Below are 2,817 nucleotides of genomic sequence, written 5' to 3'. Positions count from 1 at the left end.
TGGGATCGGGCTCCCCGCGCCACCGAATCATGAATCGCTCGACGATGGTGCGGGCCTCGTCGATGCGGGGCTGCGGAACCATTGGCTGGCCAAGTCCACGGGCCGCCTGCGCCACGAAGGACATCGCCATAACTGAGACGTGTGCCAAGTTGTTGCGGGCCTCCTCGTCATCGATATCCAGTAGCGGCTTCAGTCCCCAGGCGGGGGCGAGAGTGGCGATTGCGGACTGAACGTCAACGCGCACGTCGCCGGAGTGGATGGGAATCGGGTACGGCTCGGCAGGCGGTAGGCCCGGGTTGAACTCGTTGTCGACAAGCAGGCCCCAGATGTTGGCGAACGACACGCGTCCGACCAAGTCCTCGATGTCGACGCCGCGGTATCGCAGCGAACTTCCCTCTTTGTCCGGTTCAGCGATCTCAGTCTCAAATGCGATGACACCTTCAAGACCCGGTACGAATTCCGACATACGCGCTGCTCCCACGGACTTGGGGCGGGTGGCACTGATGTGGCGTCCACTCGCGAGTTGGATCGCCGAACGGATCGCGTCCGGCGGTTGCCTTCCGGGTAATCCTTACGCACTCGGCCGCTCGACGCCTACACAGGGCGCGAGAAAGTCACCGATTCCGCAGATCGGTCACCACAGAGTCGACGGTTGCGTCCAGGCTGGTTCCGCGTGCTTTCGCCCCGGCACGCATGTCTCGGCGGGCTTTGCGCGAGACGCTGGACTTCAGCGCAATGCGCGGGTCGAGGATTGTCTCGCCCGCCAGATCCGCAGCTTTGTCCGTTTTCGCCTTCTTGGGCTGCTTGCCCTTTGGCTTCTTTGCGCCCTTGCCGTTGAGTCGCTCGGCAGCATTTTTCGCTGCCCTGCGGGTCTTCTTGTCGGCTTTGGTGTGTGCCCTGGCCTTCTTCTTGCGTGCCTTCCTGTTTTTGTCGGCCTTGCCGCTCCTGCCCGCTTTGTCGTCGCCTGCTCGGTCGTCGCCCGCCTGGTCGTCGCTGACCGGAACATCGTCGGCATCGTGCTCGGCAGGGCGAGGAGCACTGGTCGACCGGCCTGGGCGACTTGGTGCTAGCGACGGGTGGGCCCGGTTGCTGGAAGTGCGCGGGGCGTCAGGTAGACCGATGGACCGTTCGGCCAGATCGATGACGACGGCCTGACGCGACTTGTCGGCCTCTGCCGGATGTAAGTCGGCGTCGGGAGCCTTGCGCAGTGCTGGACGCGGTCCGGGGTTAGTCATCGCTGCTCCATCGCGGTCGGGATCGAGCGCAGTGCCGAGTCGCTGGCGGAGATCCCGGCTCGAGGAGTAACCGGTGACGTTTCGACCCGCGTGCTGTCGCCGAAGAGGTGAACGTGCAAAACGTCCAGCGCTCGGCAGATGTCGGCGGCACCGTTGCTCTGCCAGCGCTGGACGGGCGTGCAAGCACCTTGGGCCTGTTGCACCGCTGAGCGGTCGGGCAGGCCACCGAGGATGAGGTCACCAAACGCCGCGCGCATCTCGTCCATGCGGTAGACGTGCTCGGGCAAGGTAGGCCGGACCCGATTGGCGACGATCCCCGCAGCACGCAAACCGGGGTTGCCACTCTTGGCGACAACCGATACGGCCTCCAGTGCCTGCTCTGCTCCCTGCACCGCGAAGTAGGAAGGCTCTGTGACGACTAGTGCCGCGTCCGCGGCGTTGAGCGCATTGCGAGTCAATTCCCCGAGTGATGGCGGGCAGTCAATGAGGACGACGTCGTACTCATCGGTGACGCCCTCCAGCGCGTGCCGCAGGCGCCGTGACGAATCGGGTCCTGACGGGGTCGCCCGGTGCTCAAGTGCTCGTTCGCTGGGAACCAATCGGACCAGCGGGCTCCAGGCAGACTCGACGACAGCATCGGCGGCGACCCCGGTCCGCCCGTCGTAGAGCACGTCGGAAGTCGTGTACGGGGTCCGAAGTGGGTCCAGCGAGGCGGTGGCGTTTGCCTGCGGGTCAAGGTCCACAACCAGCACGCGCAGACCACGTTCAGCTGCGGCACCGGCAAGACCGAGCACAACACTGGTTTTGCCGACCCCACCTTTGAGGGAAAGGGTCGCGAGAATTCGTGGCACGTTGCGCAGGTCCACGGTGGGGATTGCTGACGTTGAACTCACCGGTCAAGTGTCGCAGCGCATCGGGCATTCCAAGCGCAAGCACACGCCGTCGGTATGCTCGCGGAATCCGTCGGTCGGCTGGGTCAGGCATCAGGCGCGCGGTGGCAGTGCGCTGAACCGTCGGAGGGCCTCGTCGCGTTCAACGAAGTGATCAACGACGCGCTCTGGGTACTCGCAATCGGCTGGCCACGCCAGTGTCCCGGCGAGCTTCCACGGTTCGTGCACTGATTTGGCGTCGAAGCTGGCAAGTTCGGGCACCCACCGACGGATGTAGTCGCCGTCGGGATCGAATTTCTGGCCTTGAAGCACCGGGTTGAAGACACGGTAGAAGGGTGCGGCATCCGTTCCGCAGCCAGCCGTCCACTGCCAGCCGTGCTGGTTGCTGGCCGTATCCCCGTCGCGCAGCCGTTGCATGAACCAGTCCGCACCGAGTTGCCATGGCAGATGCAGGCCCTTGACCAAGAACGATGCCGTGACCATGCGAACCCGATTGTGCATCCATCCCTCGGAACGGAGATGGCGCATACCCGCATCGACAAATGGGTAGCCGGTCCTTCCCTGTGTCCAGGCGGTGAAGCGATGATCGGCTTGGGCGCCGCTGTCGATCTGCAGTACGTCGTCGAAGCGCGAATCCAGCGATGTGTGGTTGCTCGTCGGGTTTGCGTCCCAGACCTCGGCATAGAACTCCC

The 2,817-nt window shown here is 64.5% G+C and carries 4 protein-coding genes; all 4 read right to left on the bottom strand.

The window, feature by feature from the left end; all coding sequences use genetic code 11:
- Window positions 1-466, bottom strand: a 466-nt coding sequence (locus KAZ48_11715) for a citrate synthase (GenBank protein ID MBP7973458.1), incomplete at its 3' end; no start/stop codon positions are given.
- Window positions 467-614: 148 nt separating this feature from the next.
- Window positions 615-1,235, bottom strand: a complete 621-nt coding sequence (locus tag KAZ48_11710; GenBank protein ID MBP7973457.1) for a hypothetical protein — start codon at window positions 1,233-1,235, stop codon at window positions 615-617.
- Window positions 1,232-2,128 carry a ParA family protein gene (locus tag KAZ48_11705; GenBank protein MBP7973456.1) on the bottom strand — a complete coding sequence of 299 codons (897 nt, stop codon included), beginning with the start codon at window positions 2,126-2,128 and terminating at the stop codon, window positions 1,232-1,234. The genes KAZ48_11710 and KAZ48_11705 overlap by 4 nt, the downstream gene beginning before the upstream one ends.
- A 90-nt stretch (window positions 2,129-2,218) precedes the next feature.
- Window positions 2,219-2,817, bottom strand: a 599-nt coding sequence (locus KAZ48_11700) for an FAD-binding domain-containing protein (protein MBP7973455.1), incomplete at its 5' end; no start/stop codon positions are given.

The organism is Candidatus Nanopelagicales bacterium (genome assembly GCA_018003655.1).
Taxonomy (GTDB): Bacteria; Actinomycetota; Actinomycetes; order S36-B12; family UBA10799; genus JAGNDY01.
This window is presented reverse-complemented; position numbering and strand designations above follow the sequence as displayed.

Excerpts from the sequence above, each read along its gene's own strand:
- KAZ48_11710 (MBP7973457.1), bottom strand. The coding sequence starts at position 1,235 with ATGACTAACCCCGGACCGCGTCCAGCACTGCGCAAGGCTCCCGACGCC.